13 protein-coding genes are annotated in these 17,429 nt (G+C 62.4%); 8 read left to right on the plus strand and 5 right to left on the minus strand.

The window, feature by feature from the left end; genetic code table 11:
* Nucleotides 1–390: 390 nt before the first annotated feature.
* From ACFMO7_RS00230 to ACFMO7_RS00250, 5 genes are all read right to left on the minus strand, one after another.
* Nucleotides 391–1,155, minus strand: a complete 765-nt coding sequence (locus ACFMO7_RS00230; protein WP_376793529.1) for an ABC transporter permease — start codon at nucleotides 1,153–1,155, stop codon at nucleotides 391–393.
* A gap of 79 nt (nucleotides 1,156–1,234) precedes the next feature.
* Nucleotides 1,235–2,107: a molybdate ABC transporter substrate-binding protein gene (gene modA / locus ACFMO7_RS00235; protein WP_376793530.1), complete on the minus strand. Its 873-nt coding sequence runs from the start codon at nucleotides 2,105–2,107 to the stop codon at nucleotides 1,235–1,237.
* A 247-nt stretch (nucleotides 2,108–2,354) separates the two neighbouring features.
* Nucleotides 2,355–4,334 carry a magnesium transporter gene (gene mgtE, locus ACFMO7_RS00240; RefSeq protein WP_376793531.1) on the minus strand — a complete coding sequence of 660 codons (1,980 nt, stop codon included), beginning with the start codon at nucleotides 4,332–4,334 and terminating at the stop codon, nucleotides 2,355–2,357.
* 735 nt (nucleotides 4,335–5,069) lie between these two features.
* A complete protein-coding gene (locus tag ACFMO7_RS00245) occupies nucleotides 5,070–6,602 on the minus strand; it encodes an alpha/beta hydrolase (protein ID WP_376793532.1) in 1,533 nt (510 codons plus the stop codon).
* 65 nt (nucleotides 6,603–6,667) lie between these two features.
* Nucleotides 6,668–8,587: a bifunctional lysylphosphatidylglycerol flippase/synthetase MprF gene (locus ACFMO7_RS00250; protein WP_376793533.1), complete on the minus strand. Its 1,920-nt coding sequence runs from the start codon at nucleotides 8,585–8,587 to the stop codon at nucleotides 6,668–6,670.
* A 479-nt stretch (nucleotides 8,588–9,066) separates the two neighbouring features.
* Between ACFMO7_RS00250 and ACFMO7_RS00255 the strand changes: the two genes are divergently transcribed.
* The 8 genes from ACFMO7_RS00255 to clpP all read left to right on the plus strand — a co-directional run bounded on the left by ACFMO7_RS00255 (nucleotide 9,067) and on the right by clpP (nucleotide 16,495).
* The gene (locus ACFMO7_RS00255) at nucleotides 9,067–9,738 is read left to right on the plus strand and encodes a hypothetical protein (RefSeq protein ID WP_376793534.1); all 672 of its coding nucleotides are present in this window, start codon (nucleotides 9,067–9,069) and stop codon (nucleotides 9,736–9,738) included.
* A gap of 93 nt (nucleotides 9,739–9,831) precedes the next feature.
* The gene (locus ACFMO7_RS00260; RefSeq protein ID WP_376793535.1) at nucleotides 9,832–10,143 is read left to right on the plus strand and encodes a CsbD family protein; all 312 of its coding nucleotides are present in this window, start codon (nucleotides 9,832–9,834) and stop codon (nucleotides 10,141–10,143) included.
* 390 nt (nucleotides 10,144–10,533) lie between these two features.
* On the plus strand, nucleotides 10,534–10,839 hold the full coding sequence (locus ACFMO7_RS00265; RefSeq protein ID WP_376793536.1) for a cupin domain-containing protein: 306 nt from the start codon (nucleotides 10,534–10,536) through the stop codon (nucleotides 10,837–10,839).
* A gap of 191 nt (nucleotides 10,840–11,030) precedes the next feature.
* Nucleotides 11,031–11,798 carry an SDR family oxidoreductase gene (locus tag ACFMO7_RS00270; RefSeq protein WP_376793537.1) on the plus strand — a complete coding sequence of 256 codons (768 nt, stop codon included), beginning with the start codon at nucleotides 11,031–11,033 and terminating at the stop codon, nucleotides 11,796–11,798.
* A gap of 353 nt (nucleotides 11,799–12,151) precedes the next feature.
* Complete coding sequence (gene guaA / locus ACFMO7_RS00275) at nucleotides 12,152–13,801, plus strand: glutamine-hydrolyzing GMP synthase (protein WP_376793564.1); 1,650 nt, start codon at nucleotides 12,152–12,154, stop codon at nucleotides 13,799–13,801.
* A gap of 136 nt (nucleotides 13,802–13,937) precedes the next feature.
* Complete coding sequence (locus ACFMO7_RS00280; RefSeq protein ID WP_376793538.1) at nucleotides 13,938–14,549, plus strand: hypothetical protein; 612 nt, start codon at nucleotides 13,938–13,940, stop codon at nucleotides 14,547–14,549.
* Between the two features lie 41 nt (nucleotides 14,550–14,590).
* Nucleotides 14,591–15,403: an NUDIX hydrolase gene (locus tag ACFMO7_RS00285; protein ID WP_376793539.1), complete on the plus strand. Its 813-nt coding sequence runs from the start codon at nucleotides 14,591–14,593 to the stop codon at nucleotides 15,401–15,403.
* Between the two features lie 429 nt (nucleotides 15,404–15,832).
* Nucleotides 15,833–16,495 carry an ATP-dependent Clp endopeptidase proteolytic subunit ClpP gene (gene clpP, locus ACFMO7_RS00290; RefSeq protein WP_376793540.1) on the plus strand — a complete coding sequence of 221 codons (663 nt, stop codon included), beginning with the start codon at nucleotides 15,833–15,835 and terminating at the stop codon, nucleotides 16,493–16,495.
* The last annotated feature ends 934 nt before the right edge of the window (nucleotides 16,496–17,429 follow it).

Raw genomic sequence — 17,429 nt, forward strand, 5'->3', positions numbered from 1 at the left:
CTTCCGTACCTTTCTGATCGAACCGATCCGTCGCCGGGCGGGTGTAAAGGATGTACTGACAGCATGACCGCGCGTGTTGCAAGTGGCACCTACATTGTAACAAATGGGAAGAGCTGACGCAACTAGGAACAGCTTTTCTCGGGACTCGCTCCTGGGGGCTCTCTCCTGGCCGGGCTGTGCCGCTGGACGGCGTGGCGGTCCCAATCAGAAGCATGGGTAGGGTCGATGGGGTGGGTGGACGCTCCCCCACGGGTCTGGTTCGCGCTCTGCGGACCGTTGCTCTCGCAGGCAGGGGGCGTTGTCCTCCCTTCCTGAGATGGGGTACAGAGAGAGGACTGGCCGGAGCGGGCAGGGCGGGCGAGGGGAGATGGCCGCCCTGTCGTCTTCTCCTCAGCCCTCACGCCCCAGACGCAGGGCCAACAGCAGAGCGAAGGAGACGGCTAAGACCAGCACCGAGAGGGCTACCGCAGCGTCAAGATTGGTTTCTGCCGCGATATAGATGGCGATCGGCATGGTCTGGGTGGTTCCTGGGAAGTTGCCCGCGAAGGTGATCGTGGCCCCGAACTCACCCAAGGCCCGCGCCCAGGTCAGGCCAATGCCGCTCAACAGGGCCGGACGGATCAGAGGCAGTACCACACGGCGAAAGGTGTAGAACGGCGAAGCCCGCAGCGTGTAGGCCGCCTGCTCGTAGCGCGAGTCGAGTTGTTCCAGGCCGGCGCGCGCGCTGTTGACGAAGAAGGGCGCCGAGACGAAGGTCTGGGCCATGACCACAGCTACCGTTGTAAAGGGTAGGCTGATCCCCAGGGCGCTCAAATAGCGACCCAGCAGGCCAAAGCGACCGAAGGTCAACAGCAGAGCCACGCCGGCCACTACCGGTGGTAGGACCGTCGGCATGGTTACCAGGGTCTCCAAGAGGCGGCGTCCTGGCAGCGGCTGGCGCGCCAGCACCCAGGCCACAGGCAGGCCAAAGAGCACGCTGAGGGCTGTGCTGGCCGTAGTGGTGACCAGGCTCAGCTGGAGGGCCGTAAAGGTGTCGGGCTGGGTCAAGGCGCTCCAGAGCTGCTGCGGTGGCTCGTGCAGCAGGAGGGCCGCCAGCGGGATACCCAGGAAGAGCAGGAAGCTGGCGGCCAGCAACCCGACAAGGAGCGCTAGCAAAGCGCGGCCCTGCCTGGGCGAAAGCAGAAAGCGCCGGCCTCGCGGCCTGGTCGTCCTGGGAGCCGGCGCCTGCTGAACATCAACCATTCTTCGCGATGAACTGATACTTCTCCAGAGTTGCCTGCCCCTGTGGTCCAAGCACGTAGTCGACGAAGCCCTGAGCCTCGGTGGCATGCGCCGAAGACTTGACCACCGCGATCGGGTACTGGGCAATGACGTTGAACTCGTCTGGAATAGGAATCACTTTGACCTTGCCCTGAGCGCTGGCGGCATCCGTCTGGTAGACGCAGCCAGCGTCGGCCTCGCCCAGCTCAACCTTCTGCAGAACCGCTGTCACATTGTCTTCTTGAGAAATGACGTTGCTCAACAGGGCCTTCTCAAACTGAGGACCATACGTTGAAGACCTGGCCATCTTATCAAAAGCCTGACGGCAGTATTTGCCCGCCGGCACCGTCGAGGCGGCGATGTCAAACTTCAGGCCCTTCTTAGCCAGGTCCTGCAGCGAATTGACACCGCCAGGATTGGATGAAGGCACAATAATCACCAGGCGATTTTTGGCGAAGACCTGCGGATTGCTGACCAGTCCGGCCTGGCTGGCTTTGTTCATGTTGTCCAGGTCGGCTGAGGCAAAGACATCTGCGGGGGCGCCGTTGGCGAGCTGCTGCTCGAGTACCTGGGAGCCGGCGAAGTTGAACTTGAAGCTGACGTTGGCGTGGGCCTTGTGATACTGGTTGGCGATGTCCTGAAAGGCGTTCTTGAGGGAGGCGGCGGCGAAGACGTTGAGGGTGACCGCCGGCGCACTGGCCCCGCTGGTCCCTCCACTGCTTCCGCTGCTGCCACAGGCGGCCAGCAGAAGCAACAAGCTCAGGGTCAGGACCAGGGCGGAGAGCCGCCGCGCCGAACGGCGCAGCCAAAAGGGAAAACAGGCTATCTGCGCGGGCACGCTGGGCATAGTTGGAGTCCTCCTTCTTCTTCTCCCTGCTCTCTAGCTATGAGCGCCATTGAAATAGGGTTGAAAACTCTATCTTTGAGTATTCACAAATTGAGTATAGAGAACGAATTGCCGAGATGTCAAGCCAGGAGAGGAGTCAGCCGAAACGGGGAAGAGAGAGAAAGAGGAACAGGGGCGGGTCGCCAGGCCAGAGCCACGAGCGAGAGCAACGGGGGCGCGTGCGACCCGCCTTCCCTGGAGTCTCGAATCAGCCCGTATAGAGCGGGCCTGTCAGCAAGGGCAGCGTGATGCCCAGAAAGGCGCAGACGCTCAGGACCGCAATCAGAGGGTCCAGCAGAGGTGCATTGAGCAAACTACCGCGCAGGTGGAGGCGGTAGAAGAAGGTGGGCAGGACCAGGCCCAGAACGGCGGCCAGCAAGAGCGTCAGGCCCAGACCCAGGCCCATTGCCAGCGCCAGCCAGGGGGAGCCGAAGAGGACCCAGCTCAGGGCGGCCACGCAGATACTGGCCAGTACCCCGCCAGCGGTGCCCAGCTGCAGCTCGCGGAAGAAGCCGCGCCAGAAGTCGCGCCCACGCTGTGAACGCAGCTGCCAGCCAGTCACTCCCAGGGCCTGTGAACCCACACTGCCGCTCGTGAGCAGGAGCATAGGCAGCAGGGAGACCATGCCGCTCAAAGTGGTCGGCGAATGCAGGGCGCGCCAGAGACCGCCGGAGGTTGCCGGATCCTGAGCCAGGTGGGCGCTGGCGCGCAGCACTGGCCCCAGCAGACCATTCAAGAGCAGGGCCAGCAGCAGCCCGGCAGCCACATTCACCGCCAGCCAGGTCACGCGCCCGAGCACGGCGCGCCAGGAGAGCGCTTCCTCTTCAGTGGTGAACTCCTCGACGCTTGTGCCGGCAATCTCCGAGAGATCCTCGGCCTGCTCCTCGCGGATCACGTCGATCACATCGTCCACCGTGATCAGGCCGACCAGCCGGCCATTCTCATCGAGAACGGGCAGGGCCAGCAAATCGTAGTGAGAGATCAGGCGGGCCACCTCTTCCTGATCGGTATCAGTGTGGACATGGATCACGTCGGGATTGAGCAGGTCCTTCAGGCGAGCCTGAGGATCGGCGGTCACCAGGCTTCGCAGCGACACCACGCCGACCAGGCGCTGCTCGTCATCGACCACATAGAGGTAGTAGATCGTTTCCAGATGGTCGGCATGACGGCGCAGATAGGCCAGCGTCTCCTCGACCGTCAGGTGCTGGGGCAGTCCCAGCACGCGAGTGGTCATGAGGCCGCCCGCGGTCTGTTTGCCGTAGTGCAGCAGATCGCGCACCTGGCGAGCGGCTTCTGCGGGCAGCAGATTCAGCAAGCGCTCGGCTTCCTCGCGAGGAAGCTCGGCCAGCACATCGGCCACGTCGTCGGGAGCCAGGGCCGCCAGCAAGCTGGCGGCACGTTGGGAATCGAGGCCGCTGATAATCTCGGCCTGTAGCGGCAGCTCGACCTCGCTCAAGGTATCGGCAGCCGTTTCGGTATCGAGACGCTCCAGCATGGCGCCGGCCTCTTGCGCATCGAGCTGCTCCAGGATGTCGGCGATATCTGCCGGGTGCAGATCCGCCAGCTTGGTGCGGCTGACGCTCAACTGGACCTGGGGAACAACGCCGCCCGCGCTCACCGTGCCAGCGCTGCCCACACCGGCCCCGGCCAGGACCGGAGCAAGCTGCTCGCTGGTGCTGCTATGAACCACCTGGATCGGCTCCACGTAGTTCCAGGTAATGGTCCGATCTGCCAGCTGCAGCGGCAGGACATGGCTCAGCAGCTCGATGGGAGCCAGCAGCCCAAGTCGGCGCAGCAAGCCACTGGCCCCAATATCTACGCCGATCAGGCGCGCCGTCCCTTTGATCTGGGCCAGCTTCAGATCGTTGACCTTCACCACGCGCACGCCCTGGGTATCGACGATCTGCTTATCCAGGATGTCGCGCTTGAGCAGCAACTCATCGGGCTGCGGCGTGTAGGGAGTAATTTCGGCCTGACGGACCTTTAGGGTAATAGGGGTCTCTTCAATGCTATGCACCTGAGACCAGGGAATCACCAGCGTATTGCTATTCAGCGGCGGGCGCACCACGAGCGCCGTCACGCAGGGAAAGGTCTCGCGCGGCGAGACGTAAAGGTCGAAAAGTGTTCCCAGGCGCCGTCCCTCGCTATCATGGACACTCTGACGCAGCAGCGTGCTCAAGTAGATCAAGGGTATCACCACCTTTCCTCGTCTGCTCGATAGACAATACAGGCCGGTCGCTCGGCCACAGCAGCGTGGTTGAGCGAGAGGAGATAGCAACTTATCTTGCTTGCTTGACAGACAGAGCGCGTGTGGCCTGATCGGATGCGAAGCCGGGCACTGGCGGCAGATCACAGTCCGGCCCGTGGGCGCCGTAAGCGTGCTGCCTGCGTGGAGCAGGCGAGCCGGGAGCGGCCAGAGGCAGACAGCGCCGGCATAGGGGTGTCAGCCCGATCAGAGCCGAAGTCTTGGCGGGAAACCCTGCTGGGGCACCCTTGAACAAAGGGCACGTAGGACAGACTGGCAGGCGGGAAGTGTTTACTCGATAGCGGCTGACCGCTGGCAGAGGATCACGCTCATCGAGTAAGGTGGTGATACAGAGGGGACGGTGACTGACAGACTACTTGCTCTTCGGAACCAGAGAATGAGCGATAAGACCGTGAGTCAGCATACGTCGCGTCGGGTGAAAGCTAGATCCCCCCTACTCGATGAGGCGACACACACTTACCCGCGAGCAGGCATGTAAGAAAAGCTACACGCCTACTACTACTTGGGCCAGCGTCCATGTCCCTCACCTCCTTGACCCGTTGAGCCGCGGTGCTCCAGGTGAGCGGCGTAGCGCTGCCAGCGCGGCGTCCGGCACTGGAGCTGGAGAATAAGCGCGGTCACGGGGATCACACAAACAGAACAAAGCATCATGTCTTGTCAGAGTATAGCACGCTGATGGCCGAATCGGCAAGCTGGGGCGGCGGAGATTGAAGAAAGCGCCGCCCAGCGATCACCCGTTTCTCCTAGCCAGGCCTTGACCTGGCCCCAGCGGAGCCAGAGGAGGGCGTGGTAGAGCTGCACCTCCCAGACGTGCCAGGAATGATAGCCCTTTTCGATATCGAGCGTATAGGGCACGTGCAGTTTCTTGAGGACCTGGGCGAATTGCAGCGTATCGCCATAGTAAGGCTGATCCTTGGTGGCCGCTCCCAGGAAGAAGGCCAGCCGCTGGCTATGGCGATTGCTCGCGATAGTGTAGAGTGGACTGTTCGCCCGTCGATAAGCGGGATTGCTCCCCCAGATTGAACCCTCGGCGCGGTAGTAGCCGCCCAGCGAGATGACGAAGCCAAAAACATCGGGATGGTGGATCGCAATATTGGCCGCGCCGAAGCCCCCCATCGAATTGCCGCCAATGGCGCGCTCTGCTGGCGAAGGAAGGGTTCGGTAGTGGCTGTCAATATAGTGAACCAGGTCGAAGGCCACGTAGTTTTCCAGTAGCTGTCGTCCATCGCCGCTGTTGCCCCATTCGCTGGTCGCCCCGGGACGACCGTTGCCATCAGGAAAAACCATGATCAGCTCAGGAATCTTCCCCAGATCGATCAGGGTATCGGCGGACTGCGCCGCCTTGCCACCAGTGACCCAGTCGACGATCTTGCCGGGGGAGCCATGCAGCAGGTACAGGACCGGATAGTGCCGCTGCTGGCCGGCAGGTGTGTTATAAGACGGTGGCAGGTAGACCAGGAACGAGCGGCGCTGGCCGTGCAGGGAGGGGCTGGCAAAGCTGTCCTTGACGATCGTGCCTTTGCTGGGTTCTCCGCCAGTGGTGTGGATGACCGGAGGCGTGTGGATGCCGGTATCGGGGGCAAAGAGAAAAAGGTCGCCCGAGCCGGCAGCCAAGACCAGCGAGGCGAGCAGCAGGAGGGCCAGAAGCCAGGACCCTGCCAGAGAGAGAGGCCGTGGCTGAGCGGCGAAGCATGGCCTCAGATCCGGCTGCGGCAGCGGGACGGTCTCCTCTAGAGCGGCCAGCCGCTGGCGAGAGCGCAGAAACTGCCAGAGCTGGACTACGGGGTCGAACAAGACCCGGGCCAGGGCTTCGCCGATAGCGCAGCCAGCAAAGGCCGCCAGCAGGGCCAGGGCCAGCAGCATCAGAACAGTGTGGATCAAGGCCCCCACGTTCAGCGGCTCCAGTTGGCCGCCGGGATCACGCACTGGCTGCAACTGGGTCCCGATGAAATCCTGCAGGTAGGCCGACCAAAAGAGCAAGAGGCTGGCGGGCAAGGCGCCCAGAAGGCGACGCCCAACCAGTCCCCCACAGAAACCAGCACCCGCACAACAGAAAAGGGCCGTCAGCATCTGGGAGCGCTGCATATCCAGGCCCAGGGCAATGAGCAACGCGCTCAGCCCTGACGTCAAGCCAATCGTAAGCAGCGCGCCGCCGAGCAGAGCCCCTACAAAGGAGAGCAGCGGCGGCACGAACGTCCACCGCGGGCGAGGCGGACGTTTTTCTGCGACAAGGCCCGTAGGCTGCCATCTATTCTTCATGGATGTAGCGTAAGCAGACTCTGATCTTGCTGGCCGGACGAGAGCCTCCCAGCCGCTGAGGGCTGCTGATGCGCATTGAGCAGAGCCAGGGCGATGCGTGGCAGGGCCAGCGTGTGGCTGGCTACCACGTAGCGGCTCTCCCAGCGCGGCTGAAACTTCTGCTTGAAGCGGAGGAGTGTGCGATGCTCCTCCAGCACGTGGACGTGCTCCAGCAGAAAGTTGGCAATGGCGCGCTGGCCGGCTGAAAGCTCCTGGTTCGTGTCACAGGCGGCGATAAGACCCAGGCTGACGAGCCAGGCACCGGCCTCACGAAAACGCTCGATGGCGCGCACCAGCAGCAGCTCCATGACGCCGTAGGGGGCATCGGGCGCCCGCCGCATCAAATCGAGAGCCCAACCCCACCCGCGGCGCTGACCATCCCTGGCGTCGTAGAGGCCGTAGATTGGAGTGAAAGAAACGAAAGCACAAAGCCTGTCCGCGCGATCGAAGGCCAGTCCAAGGACCAGGCGCGGCAAGGGCTGCTGACTGCCCTCAGCGCGCTCGCTCTCTTCGGCAGCCGCGGCGATCAGGTGCGCTCGCTGAGCCAAAGCCGGCAACTCGCTGAGGCGCCCCATGCTGAAACCCATCTCCGCCGTTTCGCGGGCCCCTTTCTGCCGCAGCCAGGCGCGCGAGAGCTGGACCATCTGCTCATACAGCTCGGGCGGAGGCGCCTCCTCGAGCCAACGCAGCCTCACCCCCTCGCGCTCGGCTCGGCGGCTGCTTGTTCGTACGTTAGCCATCGCCGAGCCACTCAGGCTAAAGGTGCGTGGGTCGATCAGGGCTTCCTCGCCAATTTTAAAGATGCTCAGGCCGCAGGCGCGATAGTACGGTAGGAAATCAGGGTGAGCCTGGTAGATAGCTACCTGCCAGCCATTACGCTGGCAGAGTTCCAGAAAGGCGCGGCTAACCTGCTCGCGCACCTCCGGTGGACAGATGGGATCGCCGGGAACCACAGCGACCGTGTTGACCAGCCGGTAGGCCACCAGTCCCTCGCCCCTGGGGGCCAGGTAGCGCAGGTTCCCAGGATCCAGGGCGAAGAAGGCCAGCGTCTCCTGTCCATAGCGCCAGAGCAAGTCGATGGCCTGACGCTCGACCTGGGCCAGGCGCTCCCGTTGCTGGGCGAGCCACCAGCGTGCGCTCACAGGACGAAGCAGGGCCACCATTCCGGTCAGCAGGGCGGTGGCCGCCAAGATGGGCAGCGAATCCAAAAACCAGCGGGCATGCCGGGTCAACGGCAGCAATTCCTGAGTGGGCAGATTGACCATCCGGCGCAGCAGAGCCAGTACCGTGCCGCTCGGGCCACTGATCGTCAGAAATTGCCCTTCGATCAGATAGTAACCACCGATACCATACAGGAGGAGCAAAGCGGCTCCGATGGCCAAGAGAACAAAACCCTGGCGAGCCCGCCAGGGATCGCTGGCGACCTGGAAGCACGGGCGAGCCAGGAGCAGCGCGCCCCAGAGGGCAAACGAGAGAAGGGCCTCTTCAAAGGCCAGACCTCGGATGACATGTAACAGAGCTGATAGCGGTAGGAGAAGCAGAGTTACCTGCCAGGCGCGCTCTTTGCCGCGAGCCAGGCCGAGCGCCAGCAGGATCAGGAAGAAGCCGATCAGGAGCGCGATAATGTGGCTGGTCTGAACAAAAGGCCAGAAAGCAGGCCCGAAAGGAGCCAGCACGTCAATAGTGGTCAAAAGATCGCGCAGCAGTTCCAGGCGTCCCGGGTGAGGTGGTGGAAGCAGGACCACCAGCCCGTTGATCCCGCCCAACAAGGCTACCGTCAGCGCCAGCAAGCCCCTGATCAAGCGGCGCGACGGGGAGGCGACCAGCCTCTGGCCTGGGCGCAGTGTTGCCACAAGGCGCGAAAAGAAGGCACTCATAGCCCATCCTCCCCAGCCTCCGGCCCTGGCCTGCTCTGCTGGCTGTAGCTTATCAGTATTCCGCGCGGCGCGGGCGAACCCGGGACGGCTCCAGCGCCGCGGAGTAACTCCGGCGGTGTCATACCCTTCTGCTTGTTCTGTGAGCAACCATCCTTTCAAGGCAAGAACTCGATCCTATTATGGATACACCTTTCAAGAGCTGTCAATAAATGCCCTGGTGCGTCCCAAGCCGCCCTCCCGAGCGCTCCGAGCCTGACTGGTGCCAGGGGGGGAGAGCAGGCTGTAACCCCGTCGAGGTTAGGCGTTGAAACCCCGCTCTCTAATCTCACGTGTTTCTACCAGGACCGTAACTTCACAAGGGTGCTCATGAAGGAAGCGGAGGCTTCTCCGCAGCAGAGCCAGCTATTACGGTTTCACAAGCAGAGAGAGTAACAGGCTACTCCGGTCGCTAACGGGTCAGCAGAGAAAGCGAGTGCATTATGGAAGATGTTCAACAATCTCGCTCAACGGCGCCAGGAGCAGGCCGGCCGGCAGAGCAGGCTGAGGCTCCGCGCGGGGAAGCCTCGCTCCCCGGGTCGGAAAGCGCGCGCGTGGTGCCGATGCCATCGGCGCCGAAGGCGGGTGTGCAGAGGCAGGAGACCGTTTCGGTACGAGAGCCGGCGCGCCTGCCCGAGCGGGGGACGCGCTATGCTCTCATCAGCGGCCTGATTATGGGCGTACTCGTCGCCCTGGTCACCATTGTGCTGGTTCTGGTCAATGCCGGCCTCTTCAACGAGGCCCATCGCCAGGTCGTACGTGATGCGCTCACCGTACGAGTAGCGTTGCTGCTAGCCGCCATCTACGGGATCACCTGGCTGGTGGCACTCATTGTCGCATTTATCGGTGGTCTCATCCTTGGGCGGATCGCTGTGCGACGACGCTTGGGCTTTCTGGCTGGTGCTGTGGGAGGCATCGTCTACTCGCTGCTTCTCTGGCCAACCAGCTTTATTCCAGCCTATCCGGGTAATCTGACCGGTACCGCCACGCTGGACGCCGGCAGCGCTGTTCTAGAGCTGCTCTGGTGCCTCCTGTGGGGCCTGGGGGGAGCGCTGGTCTGCCTCGCTGGCACCTGGGTGGCCTCAGCGCGCCACCCCCATTATCGGGATCGCTGAAGAGACGGCTGTGGCAACCAGGGCGCGCGCTCAGCTTCCAGGATGAGATCGATAAAGAAAGTAAGATAGGCAAGAAAGGAAGGAAACACTAGCATGAATAAAGACGAACTCGAGGGCAAGGCGAAAGAGGCTCAGGGCGGCCTGAAGGAGTCGCTCGGGAACCTGACTGGCAATGAGCAGCTGCAGGCTGAGGGCAAGGCCGATAAGGTTGAGGGCAAGGCTCAGGGCCTGCTCGGGAAAGCCGGAGAGAAACTTCACGAAGCGGCCGAGCACGTCAAAGAGGCCGCTCAGCAGGCCGGTGATAAAGCCAAGGAGGCCGCTCAGCAGGCCGGCGATAAAGCCAAGGAGGCCGCTCAGCAGGCCGGCGACAAGGCCAAAGAGGCCCGCGAAGAGCATCGGCCCTAACTCCACCAATCCTTTCCGATCGTCTTAGCCCCTGGCCCGTGAAGGGACCGTGGCTGAGTCAAGCGACTGTCAGCGAGGTTCGCCTTCCTCATCGCTTGTCAGAGGAGGGCGAACCTCGCCTTTTCTGCTCAAGCTCGGGTCGGGACCAGCTCCGCAGCCTGGCTCGTTCCGACCACCCTGCCGACCTCCCCTCTCATCCTGGTATTCTATCAGTTAACAGAGCTTTTAGCAGAGCATCATCGGCTATTTACAAATTCGTCCTATACTCCTGAAAATACAATTAGCTGGGATAATGATGCCAGCTCAGTATCGGGAAGTGAGGGACAAGCCATGCAAGTAATTCGCTGGAAAGGATCAAATCCTCCTGAAGAAGGAGAACTGCGTCAAAAGATGCAAGAACAAGGTCTCGCCCCTTACAGCTGGTCCAACGGCTCGGGCGACACCTATGCCGTGCACAGCCACAGCTACGACAAGGTCCTCTACTGTGTGCGCGGCTCCATTCGCTTTGTCCTGCCTGACACGCCTGGGCCGGAGGGGATCATTGACCTCGAGCCGGGGGACTGCATGGTTCTGCCAGCGGGCACGCGCCACAGCGCCTTTGTCGGTCCAAAGGGAGTAACCTGCCTGGAGGCCCAACGTGCGCCTGCCAGACGTCCTACAGGCCAGGGTCAGAATCAGGAGCAGGTTGGGCTCTAGCCAGAGCGGCTGGCCTGATGCGACCTGCGCGGCTGTCCCTCGCGGGGCCGAACCGGGAGAGAGCCGGCACCGGCGCAAAACCGGCGAAGAAAGCGAGCCGTCCCTTTGCGAAGCTGATCGCCAAAGATATACTATACTTAACGTAACCTGTACCAACGTCGCCTTCACCACATTGCCAAAAGGAGCATACGATGGGACGACTTGATGGACGAGTAGCCTTTGTGACCGGAGCCGGACGCGGCATCGGCGCAGCGACAGCCTTGCGCATGGCCGAGGAAGGGGCACGTGTCGCCCTGGTCGACATCGACGTAGAGGGCTGCCAGCAGGTCGCACAGGAGCTGGAGCGTCTGGGCGCCCAGAGTCTGGTGCTGCCTTGTGACGTCTCCAATAACGCTATGGTTGAGGAGGCCGTAGAAAAGACCGTCAGCCAGTTCGGGCGGCTCGATATCCTCGTCAATAACGCGGGGATCATTCGCGACAACCTCCTCTTCAAGATGAGCGAAGAGGACTGGGACGCCGTAATGGCCGTCCACCTGAAAGGGGCCTTTCTCTGCAGTCGGGCTGCCCAGAAGCACATGGTGCAGCAGCGGTACGGGCGTATTATTTCGCTCTCATCGACCTCGGCCCTCGGCAATCGCGGGCAGGCCAACTACTCGACGGCCAAAGCGGGCCTGCAGGGTTTCACGCGCACCCTGGCCATCGAACTGGGTCCCTTTGGGATCACGACCAACGCCGTCGCGCCTGGCTTCATCGACACCGAAATGACTCGTTCGTCTGCTCGTCGGCAGGGACTTGATCCCGAGGAGGTCATAGCCGAGGCTTCCAAGCGTATTCCCGTGCGGCGCGTTGGGCAGCCGCGCGATGTCGCCAACGTCATCTGTTTCCTCGCCTCAGAGGAAGCCGGTTTCGTCAACGGGCAGATCATCTACGTCTCAGGCGGACCGGCGCCGCGCTCCTGAGAGCCACTGCCTTCAAGAAAGCCGTTCGCGCGGCCAGTCAGGCCCAGTCAGCACTGAGCCGGCTCGCTTTTTCCTGACAGATAAGCAAGCAGTCAAATAGACAGACTGGCTGGCCGCGCTTGCAGGCCAGCGCCTTGCAGGAGGCTTCCGCCCGTTCATGCTCTGGTGAGCCTCTCCACCTCCACTCCACAGCTTTCCGCGTCTTGTCTCCTCTGCTGGAGCCGGCCCTCTCTGCCTGGCAGGCTGCCAGACAGGGAAGCCAGGGAGGGGGGATAGCGGGAACGTTGTGTGAAGGGGTAAAATAGAAACACGTATTACTTCATAAAGTGGGGAGAGTCTCATTGATTCAGGCCATGAAAGGGGAGGAAGGCAGCCTCGTGTCGAATCACGCGCGCCGTCAGGCCATCATCGTTCTTGACTTCGGCTCCCAGTACAGTCGCCTTATTGCGCGGCGCATTCGCGAGAACCAGGTCTACAGTGAGCTGGTTCCCGCCGAGACCACGCTGGAGGAGCTGCAGCGTGAGAAAGCCCACCTTGAAATCAAAGGGTTTATCCTCTCGGGTGGGCCAGCCAGCGTCTACGATGACCAGGCGCCGCGCTGCGATCCGGCTATTCTCAAGAGTGGTCTGCCCGTGCTGGGCATCTGCTACGGCATGCAGCTGCTAGCCCACCAGCTTGGCGGGCACGTCGCTCCAGCTCACGGGCGGCGCGAATACGGACCGGCCACCATCGATCTGTTGCCTGCGGCCAGCGAGCAGGGTCGGGCGGCTGAGATCTTTGCCGGCCTGGCGGGGGCCAGCGTGGCTACAGCGAGCGCCAGCCTCAAGGTATGGATGAGCCATGGTGACAGCGTCGACCAGTTACCACCCGGCTTCAGCGTACTTGCCCGCAGCGAAAGCAATCCCTGTGCGGCTATGGCTGGGCCAGGCGGTCTCATCGGCCTCCAGTTTCATCCCGAAGTGACACATACCCCCCAGGGACGGGAGATCCTGCGCAATTTTCTTTTCCGCGTCTGCGATTGCCGGGCAGACTGGACCCCCGGTTCGGTCATCGACGAGACCGTGGCCCAGATTCGCAGCCAGGTGGGCGAAGCGCGGGCCATCTGCGCCCTCTCCGGCGGCGTCGACTCCGCCGTAGCGGCCCTGCTTGTGCACCGGGCCATCGGCGAGCGCCTGACCTGCGTCTTCGTCGATACCGGCTGCATGCGAGCTGGAGAGCCTGAGCAGGTCGTGGAGACCTTTAGCCGCCATCTGCACATTCCCCTGATCGCCGTCGACGCACGCCGGCGCTTTCTGGCTCGCCTGGAAGGAGTCACCGATCCCGAGCAGAAGCGCAAGATCATCGGCGAAGAGTTTATCCGCGTCTTCGAAGAGGAGGCTCTGCGCCTGGCCGAGGAACAAGGGCCGATCAGCTTCCTGGTTCAGGGAACCCTCTACCCCGATGTGATCGAAAGCGCAGGGCGCGAGACCGCCAGTACCGCCACGCGCATCAAGACTCATCACAACGTCGGCGGCCTGCCGGAAGAAATGACTCTCCAGCTTGTGGAGCCGCTACGCTGGCTCTTCAAAGACGAGGTACGCGAGATTGGCCTGGCGCTTGGACTCCCCGAAGAGTGGGTCTGGCGGCATCCTTTCCCTGGTCCCGGCCTGGCCATCCGCATCATCGGGGCTGTCGACGAGCAACGTCTGCATACCCTACGTGCCGCTGACGCTATCTTTATCGAGGAGCTTCGCCGCGCCGGCCTCTATCGCCAGGTCAGCCAGGCTTTCGCCGTCCTCACTCCCGTGCGCAGCGTCGGAGTGATGGGCGATGGCCGCACCTACGCCCAGGTCGTGGCGCTGCGCGCTGTTACCAGCGAGGACTTCATGACGGCGGACTGGGCCCGCCTTCCCTACGATCTGCTGGCCCGCGTCGCCAATCGCATCGTCAACGAGGTGCCTGGCGTCAACCGCGTCGTCTACGACATCACCTCCAAGCCACCCGCGACTATCGAATGGGAGTAGTCACCTCGCTCTGCCGGGGACGCTCGGCCTGCACGGCCAGTCTGGACCAGCTCGCCCGCGGCCGATCAAATCGGCCAGGGGCCTGGGCCAGGCAAGGCTGCGGCCGGTGATGCCAGCGACGAAAGGAGTAGATCGTATGGGAGTTGACATCGCAGGATGGATCGAATGTCGTCAATCTTTTGTCCTGGAGGGTGAGGACACGCCCTGGCAGGCGGCTATTGATCTGCAACTCCTCTTTCCTGGCCGCAGCTACGATGCCTTTGCCTGCCTCTTTGGCATCCAGAACTACGCCAACTTCCGCCCAGTTGCTGCCGAGCGTGGCTTGCCGCCAGACGCCTCGCCTCAGGTGAGGGAAGAGTATCAGCGCTGGGGAGAGGCTTTTGGGACGAGCTGGATCAGCTGGGCCGAGATCAAAGCTATCGACTGGGAGGAGCCGGCGGAGCAGCCCGACGCGCGTATCCATTGGTATGAGCAAGCCGAAGATGGCAGCCTGGTCTATAAAGGGAAGGCCGCCTGGGATAGGGATTTTGCCGAGGCGGTCGGCCACTCCCTGATCGAGGGGGTTTTTGGTGCCCGCACCTGGCCAGAGGGGCAGGAGTGGAAAATCAAGGGCAAAATCTATCGCTCCGAGCGCCTGAGGCGCAAAGATGTTCTTTCCTCCTGGAAGGCAGCCTTTCAGGTTATGGAGGCACTGGCCTCTAACTACGGCGACGATGGTGTCAGAATGATCGTCTGGTTCTACTGGTGAAACTCGGTAGAGCAAGGCAAGGCAAAAGAGCAGGGCGAGCCATGCGTGAATTCCAGATTCTGGTGCGTGGCTGCTTCGACGCCGAGCGGCTCGTCGTCAGCTACGATGAGAGCCTGCGCATGCCACGCACCCCCTCGGATGAGGATTGCATTGAAGCATGTTGGCGTCAGAAAACCCAGGAGATGGAGCAGCGGAGAGCTGTCCTCTACGATAGCCCTCTCTACCGCCTGGCGGACTGGGAGGTACGCCTTGATGGGCGCCTCTACCTGACGCTGGGCCTGACCAGCTATAAGGAGTACGTAGCTAGCCGCGAGGCCAGCTTTGCCCAAGGGCGTGGGCGACGCGAGCTAAGCAATCCGCTGGCAGTTTGCTCTGTGATCGAGACCGCCGATGGTCAGCTCCTGCTGGACCGACGGCGCGGCGTCGATGTCTACGAAGGACGCTATCACGTCATCGGCGGCTTTTGTGAGAGCGAGCGCGACCGGGATAACGCGGGACGGCCCGACCTCTTTGGGGCCATCCGACGTGAGATCGGCGAGGAAACCGGCTTGCGTCGAGACGATATTGCCCGTCAGCTCTGTCTGGGTCTGGTCTACGATCTGGTCACGCCCCATCCCGAACTCTGCTTCCTCACCTGTCTGCACATTCCCCTGGCCGAGGTCAGGCAACGCCAGCCGGCGGACCGCGAGGTAGAGCGCCTGCTCTCGCTGCCGGCGCGCGCCGAGAGCCTGCGCTCCTTTCTCTTTACCCACCACGGCCAGATCTCGGCGACCGGTGAGCCGGCTCTCCTCTTCTACGGCGGCTGGCGCTTTGGAGAAGCCTGGTATGCCGAGACCCTCTGGCGGCTGACATGACAGGTTGACTGGTTGACTGACTGACGGTCAGTCGGGCTGCTTGTGGGGGATGAGCGAGCGAGGGAGCGGGCTGGCGGCCTCGCTGCTTGCGGTTCGCAGGCAGATAGGATATGATAGAGACAACAGATAGCACGTCCAGACAGAGAGCGCGGCCTCTCTGTGGGCAGCCTGGCCAGCGGAAAGCTGGTGCCGGGGCCTGTGCATGGAAGAAAGGCCGAGCCTGGGGGCGGCGCGGATAGCGTCGGCTGTGCCAGGACAGAGCTGGTTTGGAGGGAGGCAGCGCGCTTGAGCGATTGGTTTGGCACGTCATCACCGAATCCGTTGCACAATAGAGTTGGAAGCGCAGAGGCTCAGACCAGGAGCTGCTTCTACTCATGTCTGTATTATTCAGTCACTAGCGAGAACTGAACGAGATCACAAGGAGCGAACATGGGAGCGGTATTCAATCCCCGTGACCCCAAGTGGATTAAAGAGTCCAGGGAATTTCTAGAGCCGCGGGGGATTATCCCCGGCGTAGTCGAGTCGACCCCGCGCGGCGAACGCATGTGGGATATCTATTCGCGCCTGCTCAAGGAGCGCATCATTTTTGTTGGGACGCCCATTAACGACCAGGTGGCCAATGTCACGGTGGCCCAGTTGCTCTACCTGCAGAGTGAGGACGCGACCAAGGACATCTACCTTTATATCAACTCTCCGGGTGGCAGCATCTACGCTGGCCTGGCGATTTACGACACCATGCAGTGGGTCAAGCCGGATGTGTCGACGGTCTGCGTGGGGATGGCCATGAGCATGGGAGCGGTCTTGTTGGCCGCGGGAACCAAGGGTAAGCGCTTCTGCCTGCCCAATTCGACGGTGCTCATTCATCAGCCCCTGGGTGGTGCCGAAGGCCAGGCTGCCGATATCGAGATCACGGCCCGCGAGATCTTGCGCCTGCGCCGCATCATCTATGAGATCCTCTCGCGCCACACCGGTCAGACGGTGGAGCGCATCATGCAGGACTCCGACCGCAACTACTACCTCTCTGCCCAGCAGGCGGTAGAGTACGGTCTCGCTGATGATGTCCTCTCCAAAGCTGAAGAGAGCGAGCGCTAGCTGAGAGGGAGCCGCCAAGGGCGGGTCGTCCCCTTTTGCCCCTATCCGTTGATCGTTCCTATTCGTAGGTAGTCTTGGGCCTCTTGCTTGCTCTTCGAGTGTTTGCTAGCTAACACTCAGGGGTGGCGGGCCAGGCCGGGGAGGGTCAAGCCAGGGATTGCTCCTGGTGGGCAGCCGCCAACGTCAGGCCGGTGGCCATAAGAGAAAGGGGGACGGCCCATATCCTCGCTTAAGGGAAGGGCAACTTGCAGCGATTGCTGGTCGTGGACCCTACGGCCAAAGTCGGAAACGTGCGGGGAGGCGCGCCAGTCCGGCTTTGGCCCAGCCTCGCTGACCGGGCCGAAGCACGGGGCGAAGCAGCCGTCAGGTCGTCGGCAGACCAGACTGAAGACCCTCTTCGGCCTGCTCTCCCTGTCTCGGACCCTGGGTGCTCCCTCTGTTGCAGGCCACCGGTGAGGTTTGGGCGAAAGGGGCCTGGGCAGAGAGCCGGCGAGCAACATAGGCGAGGGGGGAGCGGTCTGGCGTCCGGGAATGTCCGCCTGGACCCGTCACCGACTCCGTCAAGGGGGCCGGAGAGGAAGAGAAGAATCAAGGTTTTTGCTGGACAGGAGAAAGAAGCCGCTCATGCCTTTTCTTGAAATCAAGGCGCTGGGTCGCGGACAGCGGTGCCGGATGAACGTGGAGGCCCGGGCTTTCCCGTGCGGATCCAGGATGCGCTCCACAGCCATGCGCGGATGGCGTACAGGGGATCTGCTGCTTGTGAAAGTCCCGCCGGGCACGCGTACCGAAGTCTCTGTTGGTCCTGTGGCCGTGCGCGCCTCCGGATCGTTCCGGGTGGGAAATACGGGTGGGATGGTAGGGGGAGGTTGTCGCCTGCTTCAGCGGGCAGATGGATACGGGTATACGAAAGGAGGGCGCGGCGCCTCTGCCCCAG

This window comes from Thermogemmatispora sp., from assembly GCF_042408735.1.
In the GTDB taxonomy this organism is placed as follows: Bacteria; Chloroflexota; Ktedonobacteria; order Ktedonobacterales; family Ktedonobacteraceae; genus Thermogemmatispora.